The organism is Streptomyces sp. 5-10, from assembly GCF_014712245.1.
GTDB lineage: Bacteria > Actinomycetota > Actinomycetes > Streptomycetales > Streptomycetaceae > Streptomyces > Streptomyces violaceusniger.
In genome coordinates this window covers 23,907-46,453 of sequence record NZ_JACVYG010000073.1, presented here as the reverse complement: position 1 = coordinate 46,453, position 22,547 = coordinate 23,907, and the positions used below count along the sequence as shown (strand labels likewise).

Here is a 22,547-nt window from a genome sequence, read left to right as displayed (position 1 = left end):
GGCGCCCGCGCCCCGCGCGCCACTCGCGCTCCCGGCCGCCGGTGCCGACGCGCCCTCGGCGGGGGCGTCGGCGCCCGTGGGGGCGGGGGCACGCAGGGTTACCGGCTCGGCGAAGGCCCGGACGTCGACCGCGTCGGTCACCGCTTCCGGGTCGGCCGCGTAGCGCCCCGGCTCGGCGGGGGCACCACCCATGGCGGGTGCGTCCGCGCCGTCGACGGCGCGTTCGGCGGGGTCGTCCGGCAGGTCCCCGGGGCGCTCGAGGTCCGCACGGCTCTTGGCGTAACGGCGCTCCATGCCCGCCCGTCCGGACAGCAGCCGGATGGCGGTGCTGAAGCGTTCCGTCGGACGGGCCTCATTGAGCTCGTCCTGCCTACGAAGCCACATCGGCACCAAATAGGCGGCCCAGGCCCCGACGATGACTGCGTAGATGAGGCCACTGCTGCTCACGCTCACACGGTAGAGGGGTCCGCATGAGGCCATCTGCCAATTGGCGCGGTGTGTCGCACGATCTGGCTGATATCTCGAAAGTTTTTTGTGATTGTTGGGATGACCAGGTTGGAAATGTTCCCGTTATTCGAACAAGTATTTCATTTCTGCGATGCGCCTGGTCGGGTCCTGTGCCACCGGTCCAGCAGCCCCTCGGACAGCTCCTCCACCGTGAGCGCGTAGACCAGGTGGTCGCGCCATGCGCCGTCGATGTGGAGATAGCGCGGCCGCAGCCCTTCCTGGCGGAATCCGAGTTTCTCCACCACCCGGCGGCTGGGCAGGTTCTCGGGCCGGATACACACCTCGATGCGGTGCAGTCCGACGGTGCGGAAGCAATGGTCGACGGCGAGCGCGACCGCGGTCGGCATCACTCCGCGCCCGGCCACCGCCTGGTCGATCCAATAGCCGACATGACCCGAGCACATCGACCCCCAGGTGATCCCCGCGACCGTCAACTGCCCGGCCAGCCGCCCCTGGTACTCGATGATGAACGGCAGCATCCGCCCCGCGTGCGCCTCCGCCCGCAGATGGCGGACCATCTGCCGGTAGGTGGGCCGGTGGGTCACGGGGCCGCCCGGCGGGGGCGGCGGGATGGTCGCCTCCCAGCGCCGCAGCCACTCCCGGTTGCGCTGGTTGACCTCCCGCCAGGCGCGCTGGTCGCGAAGCTTTATGGGGCGGAGGACGGTGTCGCCGTCCGCCAGCACGACCGGCCAGGGGGCGTTCAGCGCGCGCTCCCGGCCTGCCCCGCGGGATCGGCGGGATCATCGGCGGGGGCGGCGGCGTCGGCGGGTCTGCGGTGGTCCCCGCCGTGGATCTGGTCGACCGCGTGGACCAGGAGGCGGCCGAGCACCTTGAGGCCGTCACGCACCCCTCCGGTGGAGCCGGGCAGGTTGACGACCAGGGTCGTGCCGGCGACCCCGGCCAGCCCCCGGGAGAGCGCGGCGGTGGGCACCTTGGCGAGCCCCTCGGCGCGGATGGCCTCCGCGATCCCGGGGATCTCGTAGTCCAGCACCCGGCGGGTGGCCTCCGGGGTGCGGTCGGTGGGGGTGAGACCGGTGCCGCCGGTGGTCACCACGACGTCGTACGAGGCGGCCACGGCGTCCCGCAGGGCGGCCTCCACCGGATCGCCGTCGGGCACCACCCGCGGGCCGTCCACGGCGAAGCCGAGCCCGGCCAGCCCCTCGGCGATCAGCGGGCCCCCGGTGTCGGCGTAGACCCCGGCGGCGGCGCGGTTGGAGGCGGTGACGACCAGGGCGCGGCGTGACGCCGCTGAGCCGCTCATGCCCGGCTCCAGTCGCCGGACTTGCCGCCGGTCTTCTCCTCCACCCGGACGTCGGTGATGACGGCTCCCTTGTCGACGGCCTTGACCATGTCGATCACCGTCAGGGCGGCGACCGAGACGGCCGTCAGGGCCTCCATCTCCACGCCCGTGCGGTCCGTGGTCTTCACGGTGGCGGTGATCTCGACGGCGTCGTCGGCGACCTCGAGGTCCACCGTGACGCCCGACACCGCCAGCGGATGACACAGCGGGATCAGGTCCGGGGTCCGCTTGGCGCCCATGATGCCCGCGATCCGGGCGGTAGCGAGGGCATCCCCCTTGGGGACGCCCTCGCCGCGCAGCAGTTCCACGACGCGCGGCGCCACGCGCACGCGGCCGCTCGCCCGGGCGGTGCGCGCGGTGACGTCCTTGGCCGAGACGTCGACCATGCGGGCGGCGCCCGACGGGTCGAGGTGGGTGAGATGGTCCTGGGCGCTGCTCATCGTTCTCCCGGTCCGGGCCAGGTGGCTCCTGTGTGGGACGACACCGTACCCGCCACGGTCGGCGGCTAGGCCAGCAGGACGACGTCCACCTCGGCGCCGGGGGCGACCCGGGTGACGTCCTCGGGGACGACGATCAGCGCGTTGGCGTGCGCCATGGCCTTGATCAGGTGCGATCCCGCGCCGCCCACCGGGCTGACGGTGGCCGGGCCGTCGAGCGTGGCCGGCTCGTACCAGCCGCGCAGGAACTGGCGCCTGTCCTTGGGCGAGGAGGCGACGCCCTCCGGGCAGACCGCCTGAACGATGGTGCGGTGGATGTCGTTGCTGCCCAGCATGGTGCGGATGACGGGGCGCACGAAGAGCTCGAAGGAGACGTACGAGCTCACCGGGTTGCCGGGCAGGGCCATCAGCGGGGTGTTCTCCGGGCCGACGCGGCCGAAGCCCTGGGGCTTGCCGGGCTGCATGGCCAGCTTGCGGAAGTGGACCTCGTGCATCGCCTCCTTGACCACGTCGTAGGCGCCGACGCTGACCCCGCCGCTGGTGACGACGATGTCGGCGCGGACCAGCTGGTCCTCGACGGCGGAGCGCAGCGTGGCGGCGTCGTCGGCCACCGCGCCCACCCGGTAGGCGATCGCGCCGGCCTCCCGGGCGGCGGCGGTGAGCTGGAAGCTGTTGGAGTCGTGGATCCGGCCGGGGCCCGCCTCCTCACCGGGCTGGACGAGCTCGCTGCCGGTGGAGAGCACCACGACCCGCGGCCGGGGCCGCACCATCACCGTGGCGCGGCCGAGCGCGGCCAGCAGCCCGAGCTGCGAGGCGCCCAGCACCGTGCCGGCGCGCAGCGCGAGCTCGCCCGCGTCCGCGTCGCTGCCCCGGGTGCGCACGTGCTGGCCCTCCCGCGCCGGGCGGAAGACGCGCACCCTGCCGCTGCCGCCGTGGGGGTCCGAGCCCCGCGCGGGCATATGGGTGACCGGTCCGCTGTCGAGGCCGCCGTCGGTCCACTCGACGGGGACGATGGCCTGGCCGCCGGGCGGGACCGGGGCGCCGGTCATGATCCGGGCCGCCTCGCCCGGGCCCACGACGGGCAGGTCACCGCTGCCCGCCGCGATGTCGCCGACGACGGTCAGCACCGCGGGATGGTCCTCGGTCGCGGCCGCGACGTCAGCCGTACGGACGGCATAGCCGTCCATGGAGCTGTTGTCGAACGGCGGAAGCGCGCCGGGGACGGTGACGTCCTCCACCAGGACGCAGCCCTGGGCCTCGAGCAACTGCAGCTCGATCGGCTCCAGCGGATGGACGTGCCCGAGGATGTCGTCGAGGTGCTCGGCCACCGTCCAGACCCGGTCCTGGTCCGGGCCGCGGTCCGCGGCCCGCTCTGCGGTGCTGCTCAAGGTGCTACATCTCCTCGGTGACGTAACTGCGAAGCCATTCCCGGAACTCCGGGCCCAGGTCTTCACGTTCGCACGCGAGTCTGACAATGGCACGCAGATAGTCGCCACGGTCGCCTGTGTCGTAGCGGCGTCCCTTGAAGACGACGCCGTGCACCGGGCCGCCGAGGTCCGGACTGGAGGCTAGCGCCTGAAGGGCGTCGGTGAGCTGGATCTCGCCACCGCGGCCAGGGGCGGTCTCGCGCAGCACCCCGAAGACGGCCGGGTCGAGCACATAGCGGCCGATGACGGCGTAGTTGCTGGGCGCGTCCGCGGGGTCGGGCTTCTCGACCAGGCCGGTGACCTGGACGACGTCGTCGTCCACGGTCGGCTTGACGGCCGCACAGCCGTAGAGGTGGATCTGCGCCGGGTCCACCTCCATCAGGGCGATGACGCTGCCGCCGTGCCGCTCCTGGACGTCGACCATGCGGGCCAGCAGCGGGTCGCGGGCATCGATGAGGTCGTCGCCGAGGAGGACGGCAAAGGGCTGGTCACCGACGTGCGGGGCGGCACAGAGCACGGCGTGGCCGAGACCCCTGGGGTCTCCCTGGCGGACGTAGTGCATGGTCGCCAGGTCGCTGGACTCCTGGACGCGGGCGAGTCGGGTCTCGTCGCCCTTACGGGTCAGGGCCTCTTCGAGCTCGTAGTTGCGGTCGAAGTGGTCTTCCAGGGGTCGCTTGTTACGACCGGTGATCATGAGGACGTCGGACAGTCCGGCGGTGACTGCTTCCTCGACGACGTACTGGATCGCCGGCTTGTCGACGACCGGCAGCATCTCCTTGGGGGTGGCCTTGGTGGCCGGAAGAAAGCGGGTTCCGAGTCCCGCGGCAGGGATGACAGCCTTGCTGATCCGAGTACGCGATTGAGTCATGTACCGAACCCTATCCGGTGCCTTTGGGGCAGATGATGAGTATTCGGTGAATATGGCATGAGACAGGAAGATTGCGCACCCAGTGATCAACACCGACGCTAGTAAGCGCGCATTGCGGAGACATCACCTGACGATGAGGTCCAGGTTGACGGCGGATGACATCGAGAAGGCCGGCGCCGCTCTGGCGTGTCGTGCCCTGGAGCTTCCCGAGCTCGCCGGGGCGGCCACGGTGGCGGCCTATGTGTCCGTGGGCGGCGAGCCCGGTACGCACGCCCTGAGGGAGGCCCTGCGCGCCCGCGGAGTCCGGGTGCTGCTTCCGGTGCTGCTCGAGGACGACGATCTCGACTGGGGCGAGGACGAGGGGCCCGGTCGGCTGGCGCCCGCCCGGCGCGGCCTGCTGGAGCCCGAGGGGCCGCGGCTCGGCCCCGAGGCGGTGACCGGAGCGGACGTGGTGCTGCTGCCCGGGCTCGCGGTGGACCGGCGCGGAATGCGGCTGGGCCGCGGCGGCGGCTCGTACGACCGGGTGCTGGCCCGGCTGGCGGCGGCGGGGGCCGACCCGGCGCTGGTCGTGCTGCTCTACGACGGCGAACTGCTGGACGAGGTGCCCGAGGAGCCCCACGACCGTCCGGTGCACGCGGCGGTGACGCCGTCGGGCCTCCACCGCTTCACGCCGCGGCCCCGCTGAAGGCGCCCGGAGGCGTCTGTCGGCGGGGCCGCGAGGGTCGAACGGGCCCGGGGCCGACCGGGGGCGGAAACGCCCCTCAGACGGCCACCGGGCCCTTCGGGGCCTGTGTGGGCCCGGGTACTCCATGGGGCACTACGGGGTGAGCGCCAGCTCGTCCTCCGTCGACTTGTCCACGGCGCTCTTGCTGAACGCCCAGGGCAGCAGCTCGCCCTTCGCCCACTTCTCGGTCTGGTCCGTGTAGTGCGCGTTGTAGGCGTGACCGGAGGCGCCGGTGAGATTGATCCAGCGCGACTTGTCGAGGTTGTCGAGGTTGACGACCATCCGCATCGAGGGAACCCAGGTGACGTCGTAGCCGCCCGCCGCGTTCCAGCCGGTGGCGTTGACCGCCGCCTCGCCGCCGGAGAGGTTCCACGGGCCCCGGTTGAGGAGCCACTGCACCACGCCGGGGCCGTCGGTGCCCAGGGTCTGGTTCTTCAGCGTCAGCCGGTGCAGACGCCCCCAGCTCCAGCTGTTGATGTCCTTGCCCAGCTTGGCGGTGAGCTCCGAGCGCGCGGCCCGCATGGCCTGCGCCAGCAGCTCGTCACGGTTGGTGGCGCCAGGCCTGTTGCGGGTGCCCGCCGTCTTCCACCAGTCGTTCTTCGGATCCTTGATGATCTTGCGCACGACCTCGTACCAGCGGTCGCCGCCGTCGGGCTGGGCCATGTCCGGGTCGCGCTTACCGCATTCGCGCACCAGCCGGGCGTTGCCGTTCAGGTCCTCCAGCGGGCCCGAGTCGTCGGCCGGGCGCACCCGCAGGCACTCCCCCTTGACCCGCAGCTCCTTGGGGAGCTTGTCGCCGAAGGCCAGCTTGAGGGTGTTGCGCCAGACGGCGTTGAAGTACGCGGCGGCCGCCGAGTCCGAGTCCTGGGTGTAGTCCCAGCTCTCCAGCAGCTTCTGGGCCTGGCGTACGTAGTCGTCCTTGACGTCGACCTTCAGCAGATAGGGCGTCAGCAGTTTGGCGATCTCACTGCTGTTGTCCATCTGCAGGGACTGCATGTCGTCCGTGGAGATCTTCCCGCCGTCCTTGACCTTCGACTCGATGAGGTCGGTAATGCGCTGGCTCCGCGCGCCGTACCCCCAGTCGTCGGTCAGCAGATACGGGTAGTTCTTCTCGTCTATGACGGCCTGGTTGGCGGTGACGATATAGCCGCGATCCGGGTTGAGCTCCCAGGGCAGCGCCGACTGCGGGATGTACTTGCTCCACTTGTAGCGCGAGTCCCAGCCGGGCGCCGGGTAGCGGCCGTCGCCCTTGGAGCGCACCGGGATCTGGCCGGGCGCCTGGTAGCCGATGTTGCCCTTGGTGTCGGCGTAGATGAGGTTCTGGGAGGGGACCGCGAAGTCGCGGGCAGCCTTACGGAAGTCGCTGAAGTTCTTGGCCGTATTGAGCTTGAAGACCGAGTCCATGGTGTTGGACGGGGTCAGCGCGGTCCACTTCAGCGCCACCGCGTAGCCGTCGCCGCGGTCGGGGGCCACGTCGTCGGCGCCGGTGCCCACCGGGGCGCTCTTGCCGACGTCGGTGAGTTCGTCGTCGCGGTCGGAGACGATCGGGCCGTTGTTGGTGGTGCGGACGATGATCTTACGGCTCGCGCCGCCCGCGACCTTGATGGTCTCCTCGCGGGTGGTGAACGGGACCTGCTTGCCGTCGTAGAGGTAGCCGTCGGAGGTGACCTTCTCCAGGTACAGGTCGCTCACATCGGCGCCGAGGTTGGTCATGCCCCAGCTGATGTCCTGATTGTGACCTATGACCACACCGGGCAGACCGGCGAAGGTGAAGCCCGCCGTGTCGTACGGACACGCGCTGCTGACCTGCTTGCAGTGCAGCCCCATCTGGTACCAGACGGACGGCAGCTGGGGCGCCAGGTGCGGGTCGTTGGCGAGCAGCGGCTTGCCGGTGGTCGTGTACTTGCCGGAGACCACCCATGAGTTGGAGCCGATACCGGTCCCGTTCGGGCCCAGCAGCGCCGGAACGTCGTCCAGGGTCTTGGAGAGCGAGGACAGCTGCGTCTGCAGCCCCTGAGCGGCTCCGGTGGCCCCTCCGCCCACCGTACCGGTGCCTCCGGTGCCGCCCGTGGAGCCGGCCGGGGTGCCCTTGGGGTCGAACTCGTCCGTGACCTCGTTGAGGGCGCCGCCCTGGACGATCGGCTTGTTCCGGCTGTACGGGTAGGACGGGTAGAGCTCGTCTATCTGCTTGGCGCTGAGCCGGTTGGAGGCCAGGGCGCGGTCCACCTCGTCCTGCATGTTGCCGCGCAGGTCCCAGGCCATCGCCTTCAGCCACGCCAATGAGTCGACCGGGGTCCACTTCTCGGGCTTGTAGCCGTCGTTCTTGAAGTCCAGGGCCGCGTACTCGACCGACAGCGCGTCCCCTTGGTGGTCCTTGAGGTAGGCGTTGACGCCGTCGGAGTAGGCCCGCAGATACTTCTTGGTGGAGGCCGACACCTTGGTGTCGTACTCCTGCTTGGCCACCCGGTGCCATCCCATGGTGCGCAGGAACGCGTCGGTCTCCACCTGGCCGGAACCGAACATCTCCGAAAGCCGGCCCGCGGTCATATGGCGGCGGACGTCCATCTCCCAGAAGCGGTCCTGGGCCTGGACGAACCCCTGGGCGCGGAAGAGGTCCTCGGGGGTGCCGGCGTAGATCTGAGGTATCCCATAGCCGTCACGTTTGACCTGCACGGGGCCGGACAACCCCTTCAGCTGCAGCGATCCCGTGGTCTCCGGGAATGAGGCTCGAACTGTACTGATGCTCCAGTACGCGCCGTAGCCGACGCCCCCGACGAGCAGCAGCACGACTGCGATCACGATCAGGCGGAGACGTCGGCTCTTCTTCTTTTTGGGAGAAGAGCCGGTTGTGTTGGCGGGCATCGCTGTCCTTCGAGGGGCAGGGTGAACCTGGAGTGCTGGAGCAACCATAGGCGCAGCGCTGTCGCCGCCCCTACGCGGAGTCATGACTGACGCCCTGCACCGGCCACCGCCCGGGCTCGTACACCTCGGTGAAGCCTTCTCGTGGGAGGCTCGCGTCAAGATCCCGTAAAATGTTAGATAAGGCAATGAAGTTCCGGTCGGTGGGGACCCCTTCGCAGCGTTCCCTCCGCTCCCGCGAGAAAGGGTCGGCCCCTGACTGTTCACCACCTCAATGAGCTGCTGTTGATCTGCTCCCTCGTCCTGCTCTTCGCGGTGGCGGCGGTAAGGGTGTCATCGCGCAGTGGACTGCCCACGCTGCTGATCTATCTCGGAATCGGCGTCGCCATCGGCACGGACGGGATCGGCGTCACCTTCAACGACGCCGAGCTGACGCAGATCCTCGGCTACGCCGCACTGGTCGTCATCCTGGCCGAAGGCGGTCTGGGCACGAAGTGGGGCGAGATCAAACCCGCCCTGCCGGTGGCCGCCGTCCTGTCCACCGTGGGCGTCGCGGTCAGCGTGGGGATCACCGCGGCGGCGGGGCACTATGTGGTGGGACTGGACTGGCGGCAGGCGCTGATCATCGGCGCGGTGGTGTCGTCGACGGACGCGGCGGCGGTCTTCTCGGTGCTGCGCACGGTGCCGCTGCCCAAGCGGCTCACGGGCATCCTGGAGGCCGAGTCGGGCTTCAACGACGCCCCTGTGGTGATCCTGGTGGTCGCCTTCTCCAGCCAGGGCCCCATGGAGTCCTGGTACGCCCTGATCGGCACGATCGCCCTGGAGCTCGCGATCGGCGCCGTGATCGGCATCGCGGTCGGCTGGCTGGGCGCCTACGGCCTGCGGCATGTGGCGCTGCCCGCCTCTGGTCTGTACCCGATCGCGGTGATCGCCATCGCGGTGACCGCCTACGCGGAGGGTTCGCTGGCGCACGGGTCCGGCTTCCTCGCCGTCTACCTCGCCTCGCTCATCATGGGCAACGCACGGCTGCCGCACTGGCCGGCGACGCGCGGCTTCGCCGAGGGGCTGGGCTGGCTCGCCCAGATCGGGATGTTCGTCCTGCTGGGGCTGCTGGTCACCCCGCACGAACTGGGCGATGACATCCTGCCCGCCCTCGCGGTGGGGCTGGTGCTGACCGTGGTGGCCCGTCCGGTGTCGGTCCTGATCAGCACGGCGCCGTTCCGGCTGCCCTGGCGGGAGAAGGCGCTGCTGTCCTGGGCCGGGCTGCGCGGGGCGGTGCCGATCGTGCTGGCGACCATCCCGATGGTCAGCGATGTGCCCGACAGCCGCCGGATCTTCAACATCGTCTTCGTGCTCGTGATCGTCTACACCCTGATCCAGGGGCCGACACTGCCCTGGCTCGCCCCCCGGCTGCGGCTCGAGGAGCCCGAGCCGGCCGACCTGGGCATCGAGTCGGCGCCACTGGAGCGACTGCGCGGCCATCTGCTGTCGGTGTCGATCCCCCAGTCGTCCAAGATGCACGGCGTCGAGGTCGGCGAGCTGCGGCTGCCCCCGGGCGCCGCGGTCACCCTGGTGGTCCGGGACGAGACCAGCTTCGTACCGCTGCCCTCGACGGTGCTGCGGCGCGGCGACGAGCTGCTGGTAGTGGCCACGGACCCGGTGCGCGACGCGGCGGAGCGACGGCTGCGGGCGGTGGGCCGGGGCGGCAAACTGGCGGGCTGGCTGGGCACGGGAGCGGGTTGAGGGGCCGGTCGGAGGCTGCCTCAGGCCGTGTGTTCGATCACCGTATGTCTCGTCCCAGTGGACTGACGGGCGGGAATACTGCACTATGGAGCGTCGTTAGCACTCATTGAGTGAGAGTGCCAGGAGGAAGAACGTGCCGACCTACCAGTACCAGTGCACCGAGTGCGGCGAGGGCCTCGAGGCGGTGCAGAAGTTCACCGACGACGCGCTCACCGAGTGCCCCAACTGCGAGGGACGCCTGAAGAAGGTGTTCTCGGCGGTCGGCATCGTCTTCAAGGGCTCCGGCTTCTACCGGAACGACAGCCGCTCCTCCTCCAGTAGCTCGAGCGGCGGCTCCAGCAAGTCGGCGGCGAAGAGCGACAGCTCCGGCTCGTCGTCCTCTTCGTCCTCGGACTCGTCGTCCTCTTCCTCGTCCTCCTCCTCGACGTCTTCGTCGTCGGCGTCTTCCTCGACGTCTTCGTCGTCCTCGACGTCGAGCTCGGCCGCCTGATCGGCCCGCCTGGTTCTTCGGCTTCATCGGCGCCCCGCCACCTCCACACGGGAGGCGGCGGGGTGTCGTTCGCGTGGGCGCGGGTGGCTAGGGTGATCACATGGTCGAGACCAGCAGGCAAGCAGACATAGGGGTCATCGGGGGGTCGGGGTTCTACACGTTCCTCGACGACGTGACCGAGATCACCGTGGAGACTCCCTATGGGGCGCCGAGCGACTCGCTCGTCCTCGGCGACATCGAGGGACGGCGCGTCGCCTTCCTCCCGCGCCACGGCCGCAAGCACCATCTGCCGCCGCACCGCATCAACTACCGCGCCAACCTCTGGGCCCTGCGCTCGCTCGGGGTGCGGCAGGTCTTCGGCCCGTGCGCGGTCGGCGGGCTGCGGCCGGAGTACGGCCCTGGCACGCTGCTCGTCCCGGACCAACTGGTGGACCGCACGAAGGGGCGTACGCAGACCTACTTCGACGGCGAGCAGTTGCCGGACGGCCGGATTCCGAACGTGGTGCACACCACATTCGCCGACCCGTACTGCCCGGTGGGGCGGAAGGCGGCCGTGGACGCGGCGCGCGGACGCGGCTGGGAGCCGGTGGACGGCGGGACGATGTGCGTGGTCGAGGGCCCGCGCTTCTCCACCCGCGCCGAATCGCGCTGGCACGCGGCGCAGGGCTGGTCAGTGGTCGGCATGACGGGACACCCAGAGGCGGTGCTCGCCCGTGAACTGGGGCTCTGCTACACGTCGTTGACGCTGGTCACCGATCTGGACGCGGGGGTCGAGACCGGCGAGGGTGTCACCCACACCGAGGTGCTGAAGGTCTTCGGGGAGAACGTGGGCCGACTGCGCGAGGTGCTCTTCGACGCGGTGGGCAGGCTGCCGGAGACCTCCGCACGGGACTGCCTGTGCACCCACGCCCACGACGGCTGGGACCTGGGGATCGAGCTTCCGTAAGCCCGGTGCTGGGGCAGCCGGGCGACGACACTGGCGCCGGTCGAGGGGCGGCTGCGGCTGTGTGACGCGGCCGCCCGGCCGGTGCGGGGCAAGACCGCACGACCGCCCGAGAGCGCCGTGGGCCCGCGGCGGGGCGCCCGCGCAACGCTCAGGACCGGTTCTCGCCCGGCGCGCGATGCTCGGGGCCGGTTCTGCCCGCTGCGGGCGGGTGTCGGGCTCGCCGCGTGGCGGGATCGCTCGCGCGGGTGACCGAGTTGTCCACAGGCCGGTGGCCGTCCACAGGCCCCAGCGGGATCGGGCGGGGACGGGCATGGTGAGGGGGCCAGAAGCACTCGGACCCTCACGGCAGGCGGTGATGTGCCATGTCCCATCCGTCCCCCACCCTCGCGTTACCCCGCTCCGCTCCCCCGGCCCGTGCGGTGCCACGCTTCGATCCGGTGCGTCCCGGGCGCGCCGGCGGATTCGGGCTGCGGCGGACCGTGCGGCGACGCCGTCGCGCGATGGCGGCCGGGCTGGCGCTGACGGCCGCCGCACTCGCGGCCGCCGCACCGTCCGGCCGGGGGCACGCGGACGCGGTGACCTCGCCCGCGCCCGCGGGTGAGGAACGGCGGGGCGGCCCGCACCCCGCCATGGTCTCGGCGCCGGTCCGGATCGCCGACGCGGCGGCGGTGCGGCTGCTGCACCCCGGCGACCGGGTGGACGTGCTGGCCACGCCGCTGCCGGACGCCGCACGGGCCCGGTCGTCCGGTACTACGGCGCGGGTGGTCGCGCGTGGGGTCCGGGTGGCCGAGGTGCCGGGGCCCCGAAGCGCCCGCAGGACGGACGGCCGAGCCGACGGCGGCGCACCGGAGGTCGATGCGGATGCGAGCGGCGACGGGATGCCGGACGGCGGCGGCGCGCTCGACGGTCCGGCGGACGGCGGCGGAGCACTGGTGGTGCTGACGGTGCCGCGAGCGGACGCCACCGCGCTGGCCGGGGCCGCGACCGACTCCCGATTGGCGGTGACGCTATGCCGCCGCTGACTCCCCCGACTCCCCTGATGCCCCTCTCACCTGCGGGTGTAGGTTGCGGAACCGTCCGCTCAAGCACCGATGCGGCGAAAGAGAGGCAGTGGGTTGAGCCAGGAGAAGGTGACCGAGGAGAACAAGAGCGTCATGGAAGGGTTCAAAGCCTTCCTGATGCGCGGCAATGTGATCGACCTGGCCGTCGCGGTCGTCATCGGAGCCGCTTTCACCGCCGTCGTGAACTCGATAGTGAAAGGCCTCATCAACCCCATAGTCGGAGCCTTCGGCACGAAGGACCTCGAGAAGTACCGCTCCTGTCTCAAGGCGCCCTGCGAGACCAACGCCACGGGCGATATCGTCCACGGCATCCCGATCCTCTGGGGGAGCGTGCTCTCCGCCGTGCTGACCTTCCTGATCACCGCGGCGGTGGTGTACTTCCTGATGGTGCTGCCGATGTCGCGCTATCTGGCGCGGAAGGCCGCCAAGGAGGCGAAGGCGGAGGAGGAGCAGGCCGTCGCGGACGCCGAGGAGATCATTCTGCTGCGCGAGATCCGCGACGAGCTGGTGGCGCAGCGCGCCGCCGTCCGCGACGGTGGCGGCAGTGGCTCCAGCGCCTAGGAACCCGTCAGAGGTGGTGGGGCGGCTTCTCGTCGAGGAACCGGGCCAGATCAGCGGCATCGTCGGCACTGTCGCCGCCGGGAACCCGCTCACCCCACCCGTGGTCCGTATCGTCCGATGACCGCTGCGCGAAGGGATCGTCGAAGCTCAGCGCGGCGGCCGGATCGCGCGGTCCAGGGGCAGGGGCGGTGCTCATGCCTCAAGAGTACGGCCCGGGCAGCGGCTCGGTGTACCGGCCGAGCTCGTCGTGCCACCACAGGTCGCGCCCGGGCCTCCAGGACACCGGGCAGGCCAGCCGGTGGACCACCAGCACGGACCGCACCTCGGGGCAGCCGGCCAGCGCCCGGTCGACGTGGCGCTTGAGCGGCTGTATCTCCCCGCCGTGCTGCCCGGCGTCCGCGGTGATGACGACCTTGGCTCCGGCCTCCCTGATCCGGTCGCGCAGCTCGTGGGGGCGCAGCCCCACGGGGAGGCTGGCGCGGACGACGTCGAGCCGGCCGCAGGCCAGCGTGGCGATCACGGACTCGGGCACCAGCGGCAGATGGACCGCCACCCGGTCCCCGGCACGGACGCCGAGCCGGGTGAGCGCGGCGGCGGCCCGGGCCGCCTGGTCGAGCAGCTCGGCATGGGTGAGCTCCTCGGTGCAGTCCGGCTCGCTGATCCAGCGGAGGGCCACCCGGGCGGCCCGCCGAGGGTCGGCGGCCAGTGTCGGGAGCTCCTCCGTCCGAGAGGTACGGGGCACGGCGGTCTTCTTTCGGACGGGGGCGAACGGCATACAGCTCAGATTGCTGTCAGGTCATCAACGTCTGATGAACGCCCGCTATATGAGTCGTCAGCATCCCGTCCGGCGCGCTTCGGCGGCGATCACGGGAGGGCGGATGCCGGGGTGGTTCGCGCCTCGCTACTCGACCATGCCACGGCTTCCCGTGCTACGGATAGCCCCCATGGATACCGAGCGGACAAACCCCGAATCAACTCCCACCGGTCCGGCCGACGGTCTGACGGATGTCCGCGGACTGCGGGTGGGCCATGCCCAGCGGTCCGGCGGCGGCCGGCTCACCGGGACGACCGTGGTGCTGGCCCCCGAGGGCGGTGCGGTCGCCGCCGTCGATGTGCGCGGCGGTGGCCCCGGCACCCGGGAGACCGATGCCCTCGATCCGCGCAATCTGGTCCAGCGCGTCGATGCCGTCGTGCTGACCGGCGGCAGCGCCTTCGGGCTCGACAGCGCCTCGGGGGTTGCCTCCTGGCTGGAGGACCACGGCCGGGGCTTCCGGGTCGGCCCCGATCCGGCACAGGTCGTTCCGGTGGTCCCGGCCGCCGCCCTCTTCGACCTGGGCCGGGGCGGCGACTGGCGGGCCCGCCCGGACGCCGCGCTGGGGCGCGAGGCGATCGAGGCGGCGGCCGGATCGGAGATGGGGGTGCCGGTCGCGCAGGGCAATGTGGGGGCGGGCACGGGCGCGGTGGCCGGTGGGCTCAAGGGCGGCACCGGTTCGGCCTCCACGGTGCTGCCGTCCGGCGTCACGGTGGCCGCGCTGGCGGTGGTCAACGCCGCGGGATCGGTGGTCGATCCCGGTACGGGTGCGCTGTACGGGGAGCACTACGGGCCGTCGGAGGAGGGCGGGCCGCACCGGCCCGGTGCGGCCGTGCACGTGGAGGCGATGCGCCGGCTGGCCGCCGCGCGGGCCGAATCGGAGCGGCGGCAGGCCGCGTCGGTGCGGCCTCCGCTGAACACCACGCTGGCCGTGGTGGCCACCGACGCCGTGCTCACCCGGGCCCAGGCGCAGAAGCTCGCGGGGACGGCGCACGACGGTCTGGCGCGGGCCGTCCGGCCGGTACATCTGCTCTCCGACGGCGACACGGTCTTCGCCCTGGCCACCTGCGAGCACCCGTTGATACCGGATGGCGACCCCGAGGACGCCGGCGATCCGGCGTTCGGGGTGCACCGGGAGAGCGGTGCGCTGAACGAGGTGCTGGCGGCCGGGGCGGATGTGCTGACCCGGGCGGTGGTCAAGGCGGTGCTCGCGGCGGAGACCGTGGACGGCCCGGGCGGTGTCTTCCCCGCGTACCGGGATCTTTACGGCCTCTGATCCGCGGGGCCGGAGGGAAGGAAGCGTCCGGCCGGGAGAAGCGGACCGGAGCGATGAAGAGAAGGGGGCTTCCCATGGACACCGATCTACTGATCGTCGGCGGTGGCCCGGCGGGCTGCGCCGCCGCCGTGATGGCGGCGAGTGTGGGGATGCGCTCGGTGCTGATCGAGTCGGGCGACGCCCTGTGCGGGGCGCTGCGGCGCATCCCGGTGGTGCGCAATGTCCTCACCGCCACCAACGGCCCGGATCTGGCCGCGGCGATCGAGGCCGACCTGGCGTGCTGTGATCTGTGCCGGGTGGAGCTGGGCCGCCGCGCCACGGTGATCGACGCCTTCGACGACCGCGTCGAGGTCACGATCGAGCCCGTGAAGCCCGTGAAGTCCATGAAGCCCGTGGGGTCCGTTGAGCCGGTGGAAATCGTGGAGTCCGCAGGGTCCGATCGGGCTCCTGGCTTGCGGCTGACCGCTCCGTATGTGGTCGTCGCCACGGGGGTCGGGCCGCTGGACCCCGAGGGCGTGGGATGGCTCGGGGGCGTGGCGGGCCGGGCGCTACCGCAGCTGTGGGAGGCGGATCCGGCGGCGATCGACGACCGGACGGTGCTGGTCCTGGGGGCGGACCGGCCCCTGGGGACCGTGGCGCGGGCCCATCCGGAGGTCAAGGCCCGCTTTGTGGTGGCGTATCCGCCCGAGGACGCCTACAAGACCGAGGAGATCCGGCGGGACCCCCGGGTGGAGTTGGTGGCCGTGCGGCGGCTGGAGTTGGGGCCCGCGTCGGCACCGGTCACCGCCGAGGTCGAGACGCTGGAGGGCGAGCGGCGGACGCTCACGGCCGATCTCGCCTTCCTCAACCTGGGCAGCGCCCCAGCACCCCCGGCCGGGGCGGTGGAGGCCGACCGGTCCGGGTACTGCCCTCCCGGGAGCCAGCACCCCCGGGTCTTCACCGCCGGTGATCTGCGGTCGGTCCGCTTCCAGCGGATCGCGACCGCCATGGGGTCGGGTGGCGAGGCCGCGCTCGGCGCCTACTACGCCTCGCGTGGGCTGTCCACGAAGACCGGTGGCCCGCCCACGGAGACCAGCGGCCCACCCACGGAGACCAGCGGCCCGCCCACGGAGGTGGGCGAGCCGCCGGGCCCGACAGGGGGTGGCTGAGATGCGGTCAGACCGCCACCGCCACCTTCGACTCGTCCTCGGTGGTACCGTCCGCGGCGGCACCGCCGCCCGCCTGGCCGGTGGCCTCCGGTTCCGCCGTCTTCCGCAGCCCCTTGAGGAAGACCACCAGACCGGTCGAGACCACCGTGCCCGCCACGATGGCCAGCAGGTAGAGGAACGGCTGGCCGATCAGCGGGACCACGAAGATGCCGCCGTGCGGGGCGCGCAGCGTGCAGTCGAACGCCATCGACAGCGCACCGGTGACGGCACCGCCCACCATCGACGAGGGGATCACCCGCAGGGGATCCGCCGCGGCGAACGGAATGGCGCCCTCACTGATGAAGGAGGCACCCAGCACCCAGGCGGCCTTGCCGTTCTCCCGCTCGGTCTTGGTGAACAGCCGCCCGCGCACGGTGGTGGCGAGAGCCATCGCCAGCGGCGGGACCATACCGGCGGCCATCACCGCAGCCATGATCTTGAGGCTTCCGGTGGAGGGGTCCGACACCGCGATACCGCCGGTCGCGAAGGCGTAGGCCACCTTGTTGACCGGGCCGCCCAGGTCGAAGCACATCATCAGGCCGAGGAGGACGCCGAGGCCGATGGCGTTGGCGCCGGAGAGGCCGTTCAGCCAGTCGGTCATCGCCTCCTGCGCGGAGGCGATGGGCTTGCCGATCACCACGAACATCAGGACGCCGACGATCGCGGAGGAGATCAGCGGGATCACCACCACCGGCATGATGCCGCGCAACGACGCCGGGACCTTGAACCGCTGGATGGCCATGACGACCGCACCCGCGATCAGACCCGCGACCAGACCACCGAGGAATCCGGCCTTGATGGTGGTCGCGATGTAGCCGCCCACGAAACCGGGCACCAGACCGGGCCGGTCGGCCATGCCGTAGGCGATATAGCCCGCAAGGACCGGCACCAGGAAGGTGAACGCCGCACTGCCGATCTGGAAGAGCAGCGCCGCCCAGCTGCTGGTCTCGGTCCAGACGAAGTGGTCCGCCACGGACTTGGCGCCCGCGATCTCGTAGCCGCCGATCGCGAAGGCGAGCGCGATCAGCAGACCGCCCGCGGCGACGAACGGGACCATGTAACTGACGCCCGTCATCAGCCACTTGCGCAGCCGGGTGCCGAAGCCGTCACCGGCGGCACCGTCCGCGTCCATCGGCGCCGAGCCCTCCGCCGCGCCGTCGGCCGATGCGGCGATCTCGCCCCGCGCGGCCTTCCCGCGCGCCTCGGCGATGAGCTCGGCGGGGCGGTTGATGGCCGCCTTCACCCCGACGTCCACCGTCGGCTTGCCCGCGAAGCGGGCCTTCTCCCGCACCTCCACATCGTGCGCGAAGACCACCGCGTCGGCGGCGGCGATGGTGGCGGCGGGGAGCTTGTCGAATCCGGCCGAGCCCTGGGTCTCGACCACCAGCTCGACCCCGGCCTCGCGAGCGGCGTTCTCCAGCGACTCGGCGGCCATATAGGTGTGGGCGATACCGGTGGGGCAGGACGTGACGGCCACGATCCGGAAGGGGGCCACCGGCTCCGACGCGGTCTGGGAGGCAGCGGAGGCCGCAGCCGAGGCGGAGGCGGCAGGCTCAGCCGGAGCCGACTCCGCAGCGGCGGACTCGGCTGTGGCGGGCTCAGCCGTGGCGGGCTCCTCGCCACGGATCAGGGCGGCCACCCGTTCGGGCTGGTCGGCCGAGCGCAGCGCATCGGTGAAGTCGGCGTTCATCAGCTGCCGTGCCAGGCTCGACAGGATCGTCAGATGGTCGCTGTCCGCGCCCGCAGGGGCGGCGATCAGGAAGATCAGATCGGCCGGCCCGTCCGCCGCGCCGAAGTCGATCCGGGCCGCGCTGCGCCCGAAGGCCAGGGTCGGCTCGGTGACATGGGTGCTTCGGCAGTGGGGTATGCCGATGCCGCCGTCCAGGCCGGTCGGCATCTGCTCCTCGCGCGAGGCCACATCGGCGAGAAAGCCGTCGAGGTCGGTGACCCGGCCGGCCTCGACCATGCGTTCGGCGAGCGACCGGGCGGCGGCTTCCTTGGTGTCGGCGGACAGGTCAAGGTCGACCAGATCCGCGGTGATCAGCTCACTCATCTCGCGGCTCCCTTGTGTGCGGTGCCGCCCTGGGGGAGGCGGGCGGACGGAGTGGGGATTGGGGGGTGGGAGTGGGGTCGGCCGGTCACGCGGGCTCCTTGAGCACACGGTCCAGCGGGATGTCCGACGTGGTGACCACGGCGGACGGATCGAGGTCGGCCGGGGTGGGCATGGCGCTGCCCGGCAGCTGCACCGCGGCCGCTCCATGGGCCACGGCCGAGGCGAGTGCGGCGGGGCCGGAGCCGCCCGCCGCGAGGAATCCGGCGAGCGAGGCGTCGCCCGCGCCGACGTTGCTGCGCACGGCGGTGACCTGTGCGGTGCCGAAGTACGCGCCGGTCTCGTCGACCAGCAGCTGGCCGTCGGCGCCCAGGCTGGCCAGCACGGCGCGGGCACCCAGCCCGCGCAGTTCCTCGGCCGCCTTGACCGCCTCGCCCACCGTGGCCAGCGGACGGCCCACGGCCTGGGCCAGCTCCTCGGCGTTGGGCTTCACCACATCGGGGCGCTCGCGCAGGGCGGCGGTCAGCGAGGGGCCGGAGGTGTCCAGGGCGATCCGGGCCCCCGCCCGGTGGGCCCGTGCCACCAGCTCGGCGTACCACTCGGGGGCGAGCCCGCGGGGCAGGCTGCCGCAGCAGGCGATCCAGTCGGCGCTCTCGACCCTCGTATGGACGGCCTCCAGCACCGCCTCGGCCTCGGCGTCGCTCAGCTCGGGTCCGCTCGCGTTGAGCTTGGTGAGGGTGCCGTCCGGTTCGGCCACGGAGATGTTGACCCGGGTCGAGCCCGCCACGGGCACGCCCGCCGCCTCGATGCCCAGCTCCTCCAGCAGCCGGGCGAGCAGCGCGCCCTCCGGTCCGCCGAGCGGCAGCACGGCCACCGTGCGCTGCCCCGCGGCCGCCACGGCGCGCGAGACGTTGACGCCCTTCCCGCCGGGGTCGACCCGGTCGGCCGTGGCCCGCAGCACGGCGCCGCGCTCCAGCGCGGGGATCTCGTACGTACGGTCCAGGCTGGGGTTGGGGGTGACGGTGAGAATCATGCGCGTGCCACTTCCGTGCCCTGGCGCTCGATGGCCAGGGCGTCCTGGGGGCTGAGCCCGGTGTCCGTGATGAGCAGATCGACATCGTCCAGGCCGCCGAACCGGGCGAAGTGCTCCCGGCCGAACTTGGCGGAGTCCGCGAGCAGCACCACCCGCCGGGCCGCCGCGATCATGGCGCTCTTGACGGCGCCCTCCGCGAGATCGGGTGTGGTGAGCCCGCCGTCCAAGGAGAAGCCGTTGGTGGCGAGGAAGACGACATCGGCCTTGATCTCGCCGTAGCCGCGCAGCGCCCATGCGTCCACGGCGGCCCGGGTGCGGTGGCGGACCCGTCCGCCGACGAGGTGCAGTGCGATACCGGGGTGATCGGCGAGGCGGGCGGCGACCGGCAGGGCGTGGGTGACGACGGTGAGCTTGGCCTCCAAGGGGAGGGCGGCGGCGAACCGGGCCGCCGTCGAACCCGCGTCGATGATCACGCTGCCGTCGGACGGCAGCTCGGCGATGGCGGCCCGCGCGATGCGGTCCTTCTCATCGGCGGCGGTGGACTCGCGCTCGGCGAGATCGGGCTCGAAGTCCAGCCGTCCGGCCGGGATGGCGCCCCCGTGCACACGGCGGACGAGCCCCGCCCGGTCGAGGGCGCGCAGATCACGCCGTACGGTCTCGGCGGTGACCTGGAACTCCTCGGCGAGGGACAGGACATCCACCCGCCCGCTCTCGCGGGCGAGCCGGAGAATCTCCTGCTGACGCTCCGGTGCGTACATGCGGGTTTACGTCCCTTCCATGCCCGAACCTGTGATTTCGCGGCCAGATTACGGGGGCGATGCAGGAAAGTAAACAGATCCGGGCACGAAACAAACTCGACCGGGCATGTCTGGGTCGCTCGCGGTCGCTCAGCGGCCCCGGCTGCCCCACGCCCTAGCCGACCCGCCGCTGACCACCGCCCCCGAGCGCCGCCCATCGCCGCAGCGCACCGTCCGAATCCCGCCGGACTTCCGCGGCCCGCCCGGCCAGGATCGAGTCATGTCCTCAGGGACCACCACATAGCGGCATTTTCGCCGCAAACAAGAAATACAAGGAATAGAGGAGAAGGCATGACACTCGACGGCAAGGCGGCCCTGGTCACCGGCGGCAGCCGGGGCATCGGCGAGGCCGTGGCGATCCGGCTCGCCGAGGAGGGCGCCGATGTCGCCCTGACCTATCACAGCCAGGCCGAACGCGCGGCGGATGTCGTCGACCGGATCAAGGTGCTCGGCCGCCGCGCCTGGGCCGTGCGGGCGGACGGTGCCGACGCGCAGGCGATGCGGGCCGCCGTGGAGGGGACCGCCGCCGAGTTCGGCCGCCTGGACATCCTGGTCAACAACGCGGGCGTCGGCGTCCTCGGCCCCATCGGCGAGCTGTCGCTGGACGATGTGGACCGGGTCCTCGCCGTGAACGTCCGGGCGCCGTTCCTCCTGGCGCAGGCGGCCACCGCGCACATGGCGGACGGCGGGCGGATCATCAACATCGGCAGCTGCATGGCCGAGCGGGTCGCCTTCCCCGGCGGCAGCCTCTACGCGACCAGCAAGACCGCGCTCACCGGCCTCACCAAGGCCCTGGCCCGCGAGCTCGGCCCGCGCGGGATCACGGCCAACCTGATCCACCCCGGCCCCGTGGACACCGATATGAACCCGGCCGACGGTGAGAACGCCGCCTTCCAGAGCGGCTTCACCGCGCTCGGCCGCTACGGCCGCACCACGGAGATCGCGGCGACCGTGGCTCATCTCGCGGGCACCAGCGGCCGCTACATCACCGGGGCGTCCATCGCCGTGGACGGCGGCTTCGCCGTCTGACCAGCCGTTCCCTCGATCCCCAAGAACCCCACACCCGATCCCGGATCCCTAAGAACCCCACAGACACAAGCGAGCCCCGGCGCCGGGGGGGGAGGCGCCGGGGCTCGGTCCAGGGGTTGGAGGGGATCTGGTGGCTGGGGTCTGCTGGCCTGAGAACTCAAGCCGCTGCGTCGAAACCGGTCTGGCGGGCCATCTTCTTCAGCTCAAGCAATGCGTGCTTCTCGATCTGGCGGATCCGCTCACGCGTGAGGCCATGCTGCTTGCCGACCTCGGTCAGGGTGCGCTCCCGGCCGTCGTCGATGCCGTACCGCGCCTTGATGATGGAGGCGGTGCGGTCGTCGAGGCGGCCGATCAGGTCCTCCAGCTCCTCGCTGCGCAGCAGCGTCATCACCGACTGCTCGGGCGAGACGGCCGAGGTGTCCTCCAGCAGATCACCGAACTGGGTCTCCCCTTCGTCGTCGACCGACATGTTCAGACTGACCGGGTCGCGGGCCCAGTCGAGCACATCCGAGACCCGCTCCATCGTGGAGCCGAGCTCCTCGGCGATCTCGGCGTGCTCCGGCTCGCGGCCGTGCTCACGGTTGAACTCCCGCTGCACCCGGCGGATCCGGCCGAGCTCCTCGACCAGGTGGACGGGCAGCCGGATCGTACGGGACTGGTCCGCGATCGAGCGCGTGATGGCCTGACGGATCCACCACGTGGCATAGGTCGAGAACTTGAAGCCCTTCGTGTAGTCGAACTTCTCCACCGCGCGCACCAGGCCCGCGTTGCCCTCCTGGATCAGGTCCAGCAAGGGCAGCCCACTGCGCGGGTAGCGGCGCGCCACAGCCACGACGAGGCGCAGATTGGAGCGGATGAAGATGTCCTTGGCGCGGGCACCTTCGGCGGCTATCGCCTCCAGCTCCTCGCGGCTCGCACCTGCGGCAGGGGCGTCCTCAACCTCCCCGTCCAGGATCTGCTGGGCGTACACCCCCGCTTCGATGGACTGGGAAAGCTCGACCTCCTTCGCCGCGTCCAGCAACGGGGTGCGAGCGATCTCGTCGAGATACATGCCGACCAGGTCGCGATCGGCGATCTCCCCGCCTGAGGCGCGAACACTGTTGGCCCCATCAGCGCCACCACCGGTGGCGGACTGATTACGGGCGACGGCACGGGTTGCCATGCGTGCTCCCTTACAGATGGATCGGGCGCGGACTATGGACGGACTCTCCGGTGTCGGGTGCCCCGTCCGAAGGAAACAACGACTGGAATCAGGACAGAATTCCCATCAGGCCCCCACGTTTTTACGATCATGCAGTACCCTGTCCACCCACACGCGGGTCAGCGCACTGCCGAGACGCCGGGAAGCGCAGGTCAGACCCCCTCTGCGGTCGCCTGCTACGACTCCCCCGCCCTTCTCTCATCTGTCAAGACGAATCTCGCGGGCCGCTGGTTGCCCGTA

Annotated in this window: 22 protein-coding genes; 9 read left to right on the top strand and 13 right to left on the bottom strand. The window is 71.5% G+C overall.

The window, feature by feature from the left end; genetic code table 11:
• The 6 genes from IEJ02_RS43595 to galU all read right to left on the bottom strand — a co-directional run.
• Positions 1-447: SepX/GlpR family protein (locus tag IEJ02_RS43595; protein WP_498067128.1), on the bottom strand; the 447-nt coding region annotated here is incomplete at its 3' end.
• Positions 448-587: 140 nt separating this feature from the next.
• On the bottom strand, positions 588-1,211 hold the full coding sequence (locus IEJ02_RS43590) for a GNAT family N-acetyltransferase (protein WP_191069855.1): 624 nt from the start codon (positions 1,209-1,211) through the stop codon (positions 588-590).
• Positions 1,208-1,768, bottom strand: a complete 561-nt coding sequence (locus IEJ02_RS43585) for a MogA/MoaB family molybdenum cofactor biosynthesis protein (protein ID WP_191069850.1) — start codon at positions 1,766-1,768, stop codon at positions 1,208-1,210. The genes IEJ02_RS43590 and IEJ02_RS43585 overlap by 4 nt, the downstream gene beginning before the upstream one ends.
• Positions 1,765-2,247, bottom strand: coding sequence for a cyclic pyranopterin monophosphate synthase MoaC (gene moaC / locus IEJ02_RS43580; RefSeq protein ID WP_069864824.1), 483 nt, complete (start codon positions 2,245-2,247; stop codon positions 1,765-1,767). Before moaC ends, IEJ02_RS43585 begins: the two co-directional genes overlap by 4 nt.
• A gap of 65 nt (positions 2,248-2,312) precedes the next feature.
• The gene (gene glp / locus IEJ02_RS43575; RefSeq protein WP_191069849.1) at positions 2,313-3,632 is read right to left on the bottom strand and encodes a molybdotransferase-like divisome protein Glp; all 1,320 of its coding nucleotides are present in this window, start codon (positions 3,630-3,632) and stop codon (positions 2,313-2,315) included.
• A gap of 4 nt (positions 3,633-3,636) precedes the next feature.
• The gene (gene galU, locus IEJ02_RS43570) at positions 3,637-4,539 is read right to left on the bottom strand and encodes a UTP--glucose-1-phosphate uridylyltransferase GalU (RefSeq protein ID WP_191069848.1); all 903 of its coding nucleotides are present in this window, start codon (positions 4,537-4,539) and stop codon (positions 3,637-3,639) included.
• Positions 4,540-4,624: 85 nt separating this feature from the next.
• Here galU and IEJ02_RS43565 point away from each other — a divergent pair, with 85 nt between their 5' ends.
• Positions 4,625-5,224 (top strand): 5-formyltetrahydrofolate cyclo-ligase, encoded by a 600-nt coding sequence (locus IEJ02_RS43565; protein ID WP_317986071.1) that lies wholly within the window; start codon positions 4,625-4,627, stop codon positions 5,222-5,224.
• A gap of 132 nt (positions 5,225-5,356) precedes the next feature.
• Here IEJ02_RS43565 and IEJ02_RS43560 read toward each other — a convergent pair whose 3' ends face one another.
• The gene (locus tag IEJ02_RS43560; RefSeq protein ID WP_191069846.1) at positions 5,357-8,125 is read right to left on the bottom strand and encodes a penicillin acylase family protein; all 2,769 of its coding nucleotides are present in this window, start codon (positions 8,123-8,125) and stop codon (positions 5,357-5,359) included.
• A 252-nt stretch (positions 8,126-8,377) separates the two neighbouring features.
• Here IEJ02_RS43560 and IEJ02_RS43555 point away from each other — a divergent pair, with 252 nt between their 5' ends.
• The 5 genes from IEJ02_RS43555 (at position 8,378) to mscL (ending at position 12,923) form a co-directional block, all read left to right on the top strand.
• Positions 8,378-9,865: a potassium/proton antiporter gene (locus tag IEJ02_RS43555; protein ID WP_191069854.1), complete on the top strand. Its 1,488-nt coding sequence runs from the start codon at positions 8,378-8,380 to the stop codon at positions 9,863-9,865.
• Between the two features lie 133 nt (positions 9,866-9,998).
• Positions 9,999-10,355 (top strand): FmdB family zinc ribbon protein, encoded by a 357-nt coding sequence (locus IEJ02_RS43550; protein ID WP_191069845.1) that lies wholly within the window; start codon positions 9,999-10,001, stop codon positions 10,353-10,355.
• Between the two features lie 100 nt (positions 10,356-10,455).
• A complete protein-coding gene (locus IEJ02_RS43545; protein ID WP_137979209.1) occupies positions 10,456-11,301 on the top strand; it encodes an S-methyl-5'-thioadenosine phosphorylase in 846 nt (281 codons plus the stop codon).
• Between the two features lie 362 nt (positions 11,302-11,663).
• On the top strand, positions 11,664-12,323 hold the full coding sequence (locus IEJ02_RS43540) for an RcpC/CpaB family pilus assembly protein (protein ID WP_191069844.1): 660 nt from the start codon (positions 11,664-11,666) through the stop codon (positions 12,321-12,323).
• A gap of 108 nt (positions 12,324-12,431) precedes the next feature.
• Positions 12,432-12,923, top strand: a complete 492-nt coding sequence (mscL, locus tag IEJ02_RS43535) for a large conductance mechanosensitive channel protein MscL (RefSeq protein WP_275559949.1) — start codon at positions 12,432-12,434, stop codon at positions 12,921-12,923.
• Positions 12,924-12,930: 7 nt separating this feature from the next.
• Here the strand turns inward: mscL and IEJ02_RS43530 are convergent, their stop codons facing one another.
• Entirely contained in the window at positions 12,931-13,119 is a 189-nt protein-coding gene (locus IEJ02_RS43530; protein ID WP_078559050.1) for a hypothetical protein, read from the bottom strand.
• 3 nt (positions 13,120-13,122) lie between these two features.
• Positions 13,123-13,665, bottom strand: coding sequence for an AMP-binding protein (locus IEJ02_RS43525; protein WP_275559865.1), 543 nt, complete (start codon positions 13,663-13,665; stop codon positions 13,123-13,125).
• A 202-nt stretch (positions 13,666-13,867) separates the two neighbouring features.
• On the opposite strand from IEJ02_RS43525, the gene IEJ02_RS43520 reads away from it, so the two are divergent.
• Positions 13,868-15,010, top strand: a complete 1,143-nt coding sequence (locus IEJ02_RS43520; RefSeq protein WP_191069843.1) for a P1 family peptidase — start codon at positions 13,868-13,870, stop codon at positions 15,008-15,010.
• A 74-nt stretch (positions 15,011-15,084) separates the two neighbouring features.
• On the top strand, positions 15,085-16,158 hold the full coding sequence (locus IEJ02_RS43515; RefSeq protein ID WP_191069842.1) for an FAD-dependent oxidoreductase: 1,074 nt from the start codon (positions 15,085-15,087) through the stop codon (positions 16,156-16,158).
• A gap of 7 nt (positions 16,159-16,165) precedes the next feature.
• Here IEJ02_RS43515 and IEJ02_RS43510 read toward each other — a convergent pair whose 3' ends face one another.
• The 3 genes from IEJ02_RS43510 to IEJ02_RS43500 all read right to left on the bottom strand — a co-directional run bounded on the left by IEJ02_RS43510 (position 16,166) and on the right by IEJ02_RS43500 (position 20,038).
• On the bottom strand, positions 16,166-18,250 hold the full coding sequence (locus IEJ02_RS43510) for a PTS fructose transporter subunit IIABC (protein ID WP_191069841.1): 2,085 nt from the start codon (positions 18,248-18,250) through the stop codon (positions 16,166-16,168).
• 85 nt (positions 18,251-18,335) lie between these two features.
• A complete protein-coding gene (pfkB, locus tag IEJ02_RS43505) occupies positions 18,336-19,280 on the bottom strand; it encodes a 1-phosphofructokinase (RefSeq protein WP_191069840.1) in 945 nt (314 codons plus the stop codon).
• Positions 19,277-20,038, bottom strand: a complete 762-nt coding sequence (locus IEJ02_RS43500; protein WP_137979202.1) for a DeoR/GlpR family DNA-binding transcription regulator — start codon at positions 20,036-20,038, stop codon at positions 19,277-19,279. The genes pfkB and IEJ02_RS43500 overlap by 4 nt, the downstream gene beginning before the upstream one ends.
• A gap of 330 nt (positions 20,039-20,368) precedes the next feature.
• Between IEJ02_RS43500 and IEJ02_RS43495 the strand changes: the two genes are divergently transcribed.
• Positions 20,369-21,106 carry an SDR family NAD(P)-dependent oxidoreductase gene (locus tag IEJ02_RS43495; RefSeq protein ID WP_191069839.1) on the top strand — a complete coding sequence of 246 codons (738 nt, stop codon included), beginning with the start codon at positions 20,369-20,371 and terminating at the stop codon, positions 21,104-21,106.
• A gap of 157 nt (positions 21,107-21,263) precedes the next feature.
• Here IEJ02_RS43495 and IEJ02_RS43490 read toward each other — a convergent pair whose 3' ends face one another.
• Positions 21,264-22,268: a sigma-70 family RNA polymerase sigma factor gene (locus IEJ02_RS43490; RefSeq protein ID WP_191069838.1), complete on the bottom strand. Its 1,005-nt coding sequence runs from the start codon at positions 22,266-22,268 to the stop codon at positions 21,264-21,266.
• Positions 22,269-22,547 lie beyond the last annotated feature (279 nt).

Excerpts from the sequence above, each read along its gene's own strand:
- IEJ02_RS43515 (WP_191069842.1), top strand. The coding sequence starts at position 15,085 with ATGGACACCGATCTACTGATCGTCGGCGGTGGCCCGGCGGGCTGCGCC.
- IEJ02_RS43585 (WP_191069850.1), bottom strand. The coding sequence starts at position 1,768 with ATGAGCGGCTCAGCGGCGTCACGCCGCGCCCTGGTCGTCACCGCCTCC.
- IEJ02_RS43500 (WP_137979202.1), bottom strand. The coding sequence starts at position 20,038 with ATGTACGCACCGGAGCGTCAGCAGGAGATTCTCCGGCTCGCCCGCGAG.
- IEJ02_RS43495 (WP_191069839.1), top strand. The coding sequence starts at position 20,369 with ATGACACTCGACGGCAAGGCGGCCCTGGTCACCGGCGGCAGCCGGGGC.
- IEJ02_RS43560 (WP_191069846.1), bottom strand. The coding sequence starts at position 8,125 with ATGCCCGCCAACACAACCGGCTCTTCTCCCAAAAAGAAGAAGAGCCGA.
- IEJ02_RS43530 (WP_078559050.1), bottom strand. The coding sequence starts at position 13,119 with ATGAGCACCGCCCCTGCCCCTGGACCGCGCGATCCGGCCGCCGCGCTG.
- IEJ02_RS43545 (WP_137979209.1), top strand. The coding sequence starts at position 10,456 with ATGGTCGAGACCAGCAGGCAAGCAGACATAGGGGTCATCGGGGGGTCG.
- IEJ02_RS43520 (WP_191069843.1), top strand. The coding sequence starts at position 13,868 with ATGGATACCGAGCGGACAAACCCCGAATCAACTCCCACCGGTCCGGCC.
- pfkB (WP_191069840.1), bottom strand. The coding sequence starts at position 19,280 with ATGATTCTCACCGTCACCCCCAACCCCAGCCTGGACCGTACGTACGAG.
- galU (WP_191069848.1), bottom strand. The coding sequence starts at position 4,539 with ATGACTCAATCGCGTACTCGGATCAGCAAGGCTGTCATCCCTGCCGCG.
- IEJ02_RS43490 (WP_191069838.1), bottom strand. The coding sequence starts at position 22,268 with ATGGCAACCCGTGCCGTCGCCCGTAATCAGTCCGCCACCGGTGGTGGC.
- IEJ02_RS43510 (WP_191069841.1), bottom strand. The coding sequence starts at position 18,250 with ATGAGTGAGCTGATCACCGCGGATCTGGTCGACCTTGACCTGTCCGCC.
- moaC (WP_069864824.1), bottom strand. The coding sequence starts at position 2,247 with ATGAGCAGCGCCCAGGACCATCTCACCCACCTCGACCCGTCGGGCGCC.
- IEJ02_RS43540 (WP_191069844.1), top strand. The coding sequence starts at position 11,664 with ATGTCCCATCCGTCCCCCACCCTCGCGTTACCCCGCTCCGCTCCCCCG.